Here is an 8,425-nt window from a genome sequence, read left to right on the forward strand (position 1 = left end):
CCTTCTTCACAACTTATTTACATAATTCTTAGCACTATTCCCTTAATTCAGATCGACTGGGTTAGCTGATCTGTTCCTTAATCAGAAACTGCTCGGCTGGTTGCTAAGAGGGTGCGAAATACCGGTTAGATGGTAAAATAAAACCCATAGATTTCCTATCAAATTCTTATTCCCCATGTTAGAAAACTTATCTTCCCCCAAGGCAAATCCAGGGCAGACCGGCCAAACCCATACTTTGAAGTTCACGCGACAGTCCGGTGCCACCCTAGCATCCGCTCTGCCCCACGCCTTCCAGCGGTGGACACACATTACAACCCAGAGGGATCTCCCCCCAGGACCCACCGGTTCCCCGCAAAGGTACCCCCGGGTGCTTCTCGGGGGGCGAGAAAGGATGCCCATGGGCGATCGGCCTGGCAGTTGATCAAGTCGTAATAAGTAAGAAAGGCGAGAAGGGACGGGCACTCGGAAGTATCCGTTCAACCACAGGACGGTTTTCTCCAGCGCTCTGGTCCAGTCCCCCCAACAAAGGCCATATGCCATGAAAAGAGGCCTTCTGTTAGACCCCGGTCCTTGGCTTTGGTGATACTTGTAAAGCCAATCCAGCCGCCCAGGAAAAAGATCCGCGGCAATGAGGGGGGCTTTAGTGAAATCAAGTCGGAGGTGAAGGCTCTCGGAGGGAACCACACCCTTGTTAAAGCCTGAGGTTCTGGGCTCGGGCACAGGGAAAAAACCAAGGAGAATCCCAAACCAAACTCAACACCTAGGCCATTCCCAAAACCCTGGGGAGACAGAGACTAGACCCATTGACATCCAAAAGACCAACTCCTGGTAGATACAAAAAGGGCCATGTGCTTACACACATGACCCGAAAAATTCTGGCCCGACGTCCGGGTCCATAGGACCCGCGGCGTCGGTCCAGCGGTGGTCTTTAACTGTCCTTACGGTACGTACACCTTCACGTCATCAACCCAAGCCACTTCGCTGGGGCCACCAGTCTGGAAGATGGTGAATACAGCAAGACCTAGGCTATCCACCGGCGAGCGAAACCGTCCCTGCCCCACTTCCACGTCGTTCACGTAAACGGTGAAACTTTGTGCCTTCACATCAACTTCCACTTTCACTTTGTTCCACTGGGTAGTATCAAAGTCCAGCATAAGATCTGCCCAAGTACCAGAGAAGTAGGATAGCTTGCCGTTACGCACGCACAGGTAGGGACCGGCTTCATTGGCATAGGTCTCCACGGGATCGGGCTCATACACTTGACGGGATACGGAAAAGGCTAAGCCGCGGCCAGCAGTCCCCGGTGTATAGACCATATACTCCACGACCACTTTGTCATATTGGGTTTCAAAGGGAACATAGACATAGTCCAAGACACCGCTCGCGTTGTCTGCCGGGGGCTGAATCCGCAGAGCCTTATTGCCACTGTAGGCCTGCTCACTATACACGCCAGGTTCTCCGGAAATAATCTCCCAGCCTGCGGGCAGTTTACCCAGGTCTACCTGTTCGAAGTCCTCTTCTACCAATACTTTGGCGGATACACTGGCAGCAGCAAATAGTACACAAAGCACGGTCACAGCTAGAAACAGTTTTTTCATTGGTCTACTATTCCTCCCACGTTCCTTTTTTTGGCTTTGGAGTCTTTCGCTAGTCTTGATCCTTAGTCTAATGTTCCAGGCTAGGTTGAGTCTGAATCGACAGCCTCACCTCCTACAGGAAGAACCTTGCTCATCTTGGAACAGTGACAAGTTCCAGCCTCCAATACCACTTATATCCCAAGGGCTTCGCCAATACCCGGGCAAAACCCTTGGAATGCGAATTGTAAGTTTCCGTCACTTTGCCTTCATATACATAATTCCTCATTTCAACAACGTTTTCCTGCTTCCACCAGGAATGATTTTTTCTGCAACAGTTGCATAAGAAATGAAACACCGTAACCAGCGATATCTCCTAATATCCGATGTTTCAGGAAGAAACAAACCCCTAATTCCCCAACGGGATCTTCCTTGAATTACCTTTGCACGGGTCCCTATTCTTCTAGCCCTTGGAGCCGCCCCTTCCCCGCCACCCCCGTACCCGGGTGAACAAATAGAAAGGGCCCTCACCCCTACGGGAAGAGGACCCTGTGTATCGTCCCGAAACATTGCCTACTTCTTTATTCCACTGAGCGTCACTTTACCCAACTGCAGAGCATCTCCAGGGAATTTCCCCTCTTTAATGGTCAAACGGAGCATTGCCCCGGGTTCCGCCACACTGCCCTGCAGCTTTAGTGCGTACCATCCCTCGCTTTGATCCAACACCGTCACCGTATAGGGGACCACCGACCACTGGTCTTTGGTTTTGGCCACTTCAAAAACCACGTGATCTTCCACAGTCTGATCAGCTGCATAGAGCACTACAGAAAAACCAGTCAACCCTTCCGCTTCCCAAAGCAGGTACTCGGTGGTATCCCCGGATCGGGCCAGGCGGGTTTCATCGTCCATGCTACCTTCCGGCCCTTCCCTATACTCCCACCCCGGGGAACTATCCGCGTGGAGGGAGCGATCAAGGCTCAAGGTCATCCCACCCCAAGCAGTAGTCTTCGGGGGCAGTAGATCATCCACTAGCTCCCAAGCATTATGGAAGGTGACCGGAACAGTCTTACTCACCACTGCGCCATTGGCGGTCCGTACACTTACGACCAGCTCATAATCACCATCCGCGTAGGCTGCCGTATCCATCATGAAATCGCTAGGCACATTACTTCCTTCGTAGATTACTCCCCCGTTAAGGGCAATCTGCACCTGCTCTAGACGCACTCCCAGGGGTAAATCCACATTGGCCCGCACGGGAACAGCACCTTGAACCACTGTAAAGGGTTCCGGTGAGGAGACTACTACCGACGGACGGGGTTCTTCGTCGGTGGGGATGAGGACCACGAGCGCGATGGCGTTTTTCTCCAAGGGCACCGTGGCAGTGTACCACCCCGCTGCAGGCTGCACCTTATCCACCACCTTCTCCAGTTCTGCGCGTTGGAGATTGTAGGTGTAATTGCTGTGGGTGGAGTCAATTAGGTAGTGTTCCACCCGCATGTTCTTCCCCAAAAAAGAGTCCGGCAGGGCAAAGACATTGAGCACCGGAGCAAAATCTCTGCCGACACTCTCATACCGGGACCCGTCACCCCAGGTCCAGTCGGGCCAATCGTAGTTCCAGATCATGATGGCCACCCCGGTCTCATCGGCACTGGCCAAGGCATACACCCCGATCCCCTCTGACGTCTGGGGAGAGGCCACCGCGGCCACCCGGTTTTGCTTCAGCATGGTCTGCATCAGCATCATGTTTCCATAGGGAGTCAGCTTCCCGGGCTGATTGGGCACCAGGACGTCTTTCCGGGAGTTTTCCAAGTGGTGATCCACCCAGTGATAGGTGGTGGTAAGCCCCTGTTCCAGGTACCGATACATCAAGGTGGCCACCCCGGCGGCTTGCAACAGTAGATCCGCGGCGTAATCATCGGTACCGTAGTCGCCGGGCAGAACACCCAGCTCCGTAATGTGAATGGGGACATCGGGATCCAAACTGTGAGCAAGGAAGTACTCCCTGATCATTTCAATTTCCCTATCCACCAAACTGGGACGATAGCCATTCCGGTTCAGATACTGATGGTAGGATAGGAAATCCAAGCGCTTTTCCGGATTGGGGTCCTGGGCAAAGTCTCGGATGAACTCCTGCAAGAGGGTTCGTTCCCGTTCCCAAGCATCACTGGTGTAGTTGACTCCGAAGTGGGAAGCCACCGGACCACCCAAAAGCAAGGGTTCCTCCGGCTGTAGTGTTCTGTTTACGTAGTTCACCGCTTCGTAGAAGGCCTTGTAGAAGTCGTAATACGGCCGCGTAAAGGTGATCTCCTGCCGAAGGAGGTCAAATTCATTCATCGCCTCCACGTACTTCAGTTTGGGGTACTTTTCCTTGTAATGCAATAGCCCATCCTTCAGGATCTGGGTGTACTCCTCCATAGTGAGTAGGCCCTGTTCAACCTGAGGTTCTAGGCCTCGCAACACGATCATGATCCCATCACTAAGTGAACTAAGTCGTTCCAGATAGGCGTAATACCGGGCAAAGTCATAGGTCCCCTTTTCCAGGTTGTAGTAGTGACTCATGTTCATCCAACCACGATAGACCCGGAAATCAAAGTCCCTTTGAAGCCGTTCAATATCCAGCCGATCCGAAAGGCCTGCGTTGTTCATATACAACGCCCGGAAGTCCGCCAAGGAACCAAGGACAGTGGAACAATCTACAGTGACAGCCGAAAACGTGGTCAACGCCTCCTCCTTCGATGCCGGATCACCGTAAACACGCACGTCACAGATGGAAGGCCACCCATTGGGAACAGCTGCGGTAATGGTGATCCTGACGTATCTTGCTCTTTGGTCAAGGGCATCCATCGTGGGACCAAAGGCCAGATTATTCGTCCTATCCACCACGGTGGTAAACTCCTTACCATCATCACTAACCTCAATGCGGTACTGGTAAGCCCGGGAGGCTTCGTTATACCAATTGACCGCCACACCCGCTAGATCATATTTACTTCCCAGGTCTACCTGCCACCAGGCCGGGTAGGAACCATCGATGGTGCCCCAACGGGTATCCAGCTTACCATCGTTGGCATGGGCAGCGGGGTACCCCTCCTGGTTCGCCTTCACCGCTTTCCCTCGGTTCAACACCTGGTACCCTGCCTCGATCCAGGTACTCTCCAAATCCACAAGCCCTGCTTGGGCTGCGGGCCGGCCGTAAATCCTCACTTCGTTGATGGAAGGCCAACCACTGGGGTATGCCCCGGTAAGGGTGATCCGCACATACCGACCTTGTACCTCCAGTTCCTCGCTGGTGGGGCCAAAGGTCCGGTTATCCTCTCGATCCAGCACCACCTCAAACTCGATCCCATCACTGCTTACCGCGACGGTATAACCGTAAGCCCGGGACTCTTCCCCATACCAGTTGATCTCGATTCCGGTGAGAGCATATTGCCCACCCAGATCTACCTGCCACCAGGCGGGGTACTGATCATTACCGGTGGCCCACCGGGTGGCCAGATCACCGTCATTGGCCTGGGCCGCAGACCAATCCCCCGGATTGGCCGTGGCCGGCTTGCCTAGGGAGATGAGCTCTCCCCCTTCCTGCCCCTGACAAAGGGCAGCACCAAACAAAAGCAAAACAATGAGCACAAAGCCAAGATATCTTGCCACCTTGTGTGCTTTCACCATCCCGCTCTCCTTTCAAGGTACTCCACGCAGGACACCAACGTCCGGGCTAAGGTCTTTCTCTGGTACTACTGACCGTACACCCGCACTTCACAAATAGAAGGCCAACCGCCAGGATATGCGCCGGTAATGGTGATGCGCACGAACCGGGCCTCCACCTCAAGGGCATCCATCGTGGCACCGAAGGCCCGATTATCCGTCCGATCCAACACGGTGGTAAAGCTTTGACCGTCCTTGCTTACCTCAATACGATACTGATGGGCGCGGGTCGCCTCGTTATACCAGTTCACCGCCAGGCCCTTGAGGGTGTACACAGAGCCCAGGTCCACTTGCCAATAGGCCGGGAAGGAGCCATCAATCGTGCCCCACCGGGTGTCTAACTTACCGTCATTGGCGTGGGCCGCAGGGAAACCCTCCTGGTTCGCCTTGGCAGGCCGCCCCGCCGCAAGCTCCCGGTTCCCCTCCTTCTGCCACAGGGCTTCCAGATCCAGTTCTCCGTCTTCCACAGGAGTACCGTAAATAAGAACCTCATTAATTGAAGGCCAGCCGCCGGGATGGGCCCCTTCTAGGGTGATCCGGACATACCTTCCTCGCACATTCAAAGAGGCATCGGTGGGCCCAAAGGTGGTGTTGTCCAATTGATCGAAAACTACGGCAAAATCGGCTCCCGTGGCCCCCACTTCTACCTTGTACCGATAGGCCCGGGCTTCCTGGCCATACCAGTGGATTTCCAAACGGGTCAAGTCATACTGCGCGCCCAAATCCACTTGCCACCAGGCGGGATATTGATCATTCCCCGTTGCCCACCGGGTCTCCAGATTCCCATCATTGGCCTGGTTAGCAGACCACTCTCCAGGGTTTGCGGTGGCAGGCTTACCCAGGGAAATGAGTTCCTCCTGAAGCTGGGCGTGGGCCAGACTACCAATGGACAAAACGAGAACCAGTAGTAACACAAGACAGTGACCGTTCCTCCGTGTTTTCATCCTTCTACCTCTCCCTTCTGACCAACTGTTTTCACGAAATCTGCCTGTACGGCGTACTCACTCGGCAGCGGGGGAAGGCAGATCCCTTCTCCCTGGTCCGGTTTTGCCCCGCGGATGGGGCGGTGGAACTGCTACTTCCAAACCCCTCTACTGTCTAGAAGGGCATCGGGAGTAGCCCACCGTTTCCCGGAAGTCGGGAACCTTGCCTCCGCTACCCGAGACCTTTCCCCCTACTTCCCGTAGACCCGCACCTCACAGATAGACGGCCAGCCCTGGGGGTGAACCCCGGTGATGGTGATCCGCACATACCTTGCGGACCGTCCGATCCCATCGGCGGTGGGGCCAAAGGTTATATTGTCGGTCTTATCCACCACGGTGGTGAATTCTTCACCGTCCTCACTGATCTCCACCCGGTATTGATGCGCTCGGATGGCCTCGTTGTACCAATTGATTCCGATCCCCGCCAGCTCATAGATGTCGCCCAAATCCACCTGCCACCAGGCAGGAACAGATCCGTCGATCGTCCCCCACCGGGTCTCCAGGTTACCGTCGAGGGCATTGGCGGCAGGAAAGCCAGCCTGGTTGGCCTGGGCGGCCTGACCCTGGGCCAGCTCCTGATTCCCCTGGGCCAGCCAGAGGGATTCTAAGTCGGTGGGTTCTTCCTCTTCATCCAGGGGAAGCCCATAGATGGAAACCTCGTTAATGGAAGGCCACCCTTCGGGGAAGGCCCCCTCCAGGGTGATGCGCACAAACCGGCCCCGGTGGTCCAAAGCCTGCCGGGTGGGGCCGGAGGCATTGTTGTTCAACTTGTCAATGACCACGTCAAAGTCCGTTCCGTTAGCACTGATCTCCACCTTGTACTGATACGCCCGGGATTCCTGCTGGTACCAGAGGATCTCAATCCAGGTCAACTGATACTGTCCACCCAGATCCACCTGCCACCAGGCAGGATACTGATCACTACCAGTAGCCCAACGGGTACTGGGATCCCCGTCATTGGCCTGACCCGCCGACCAGTTCCCCGGATCCGCAATGGCGGGCTTGCCGAGGGAAATCAGTTCCCCTTCGGGCTCCGGCACCGGTTCCGGTGTTAGACGTAAACAACCGACACTGCTGACCCACACCAGTAGGAAGATGAAAAGTAGACCGCGATAGCCGCCCTTGGTTTTCATTGGCCCATGCTCTTTTCCTAGGTAATCCGCGGTGTGCTCCTGCATAGCGTTAAGCCAACAAAACTCGCCTTAACCTACATCCGCCCTTTTAGCATCTCCTGCCACTCCTGGATATTTATCTGCACTTCGATGATGGCATCGTTAATCGCTTGCAGGGGCGACATCCCGTCCAAGATCTTAGACACCACAGTACCCACCACATCAGGACTTACCCCCTGACGGATGTAGCGCATAACCGACACACCGTAGTCCATGTTGCGCATGAAATCAAACATGGCATCGCTGTATTCACCATAGTACTCCGGGAAGCGGGTAACCGCATCCATGTGGAAGGGCAAGTTCAAAGAAGCGGCGGTGCTGTGTACCAAGGGAACAAGGCCCGTGGTAGGACTGGCCTCAAAGGTGAGCCATTCGAGAAAATCGAAGGCCGCTTCCTGGTTGGAGCCCTTAGCCACCGCAACGGCATGGTGATAGAACAAAGCACTGTGTCCCACAGCACCTGCGGGAAGCAGTGCGGCCCCCACATCCTTTACCGTTTGGGTGTCAATGGTACGTACAAAGTAGTTCCAGCCTAGGGAGAAGGCCAAGTCACTGTCGATCCCGATCCGACCTCCCCGCCAGTCGATATCCAGGGCACGCCTTTGCACCGCCTCCACCATCTTGTTGATGGCGTTGCGGCTTTCCTCGGCAAAAAGGGCGATCCGACCATCGGGGGTCAACAGATCTCCACCTTCGGAGACGAGCATTGCCACCATTATCCGCCCCAGGCTCCACATTTCCGGCAGAGTGCCCAAAGCCGGAATGACAACCCCGTCGCTGCCCACCGTGGAGATCCGCTGGGCTAAATCGAACAGCTCATCCCAAGTGGAGGGAATATCCGCGATACCCTTTTCCTGTAGAACCTGGCGGTTGTACCAAAGGCCGGTAATATTGGCCCAGGCCGGTACCGCTAGCACTGCACCGTCCCAGGTCAAACCCGCCACCGCCTCCGGGAAAAAGGTCTGCTGCAACCGTTCTGCAAAATGTGGCGGCAAGG

5 protein-coding genes are annotated in these 8,425 nt (G+C 55.2%); all 5 read right to left on the minus strand.

From position 1 onward, the window contains the following. Positions 1 to 938 precede the first annotated feature (938 nt). Positions 939 to 1,598, minus strand: a complete 660-nt coding sequence (locus GXX57_09430) for a hypothetical protein (protein ID HHV44868.1) — start codon at positions 1,596 to 1,598, stop codon at positions 939 to 941. Between the two features lie 549 nt (positions 1,599 to 2,147). Beyond that, positions 2,148 to 5,234 (minus strand): hypothetical protein, encoded by a 3,087-nt coding sequence (locus GXX57_09435; GenBank protein HHV44869.1) that lies wholly within the window; start codon positions 5,232 to 5,234, stop codon positions 2,148 to 2,150. A gap of 68 nt (positions 5,235 to 5,302) precedes the next feature. Continuing rightward, positions 5,303 to 6,217, minus strand: a complete 915-nt coding sequence (locus GXX57_09440; protein ID HHV44870.1) for a discoidin domain-containing protein — start codon at positions 6,215 to 6,217, stop codon at positions 5,303 to 5,305. A gap of 230 nt (positions 6,218 to 6,447) precedes the next feature. Next, the gene (locus tag GXX57_09445) at positions 6,448 to 7,434 is read right to left on the minus strand and encodes a discoidin domain-containing protein (GenBank protein HHV44871.1); all 987 of its coding nucleotides are present in this window, start codon (positions 7,432 to 7,434) and stop codon (positions 6,448 to 6,450) included. Between the two features lie 29 nt (positions 7,435 to 7,463). Then, positions 7,464 to 8,425, minus strand: a 962-nt coding sequence (locus tag GXX57_09450; GenBank protein ID HHV44872.1) for an extracellular solute-binding protein, incomplete at its 5' end; no start/stop codon positions are given.

The organism is Bacillota bacterium, from assembly GCA_012839765.1.
Lineage (GTDB): Bacteria > Bacillota > Limnochordia > DUMW01 > DUMW01 > DUMW01.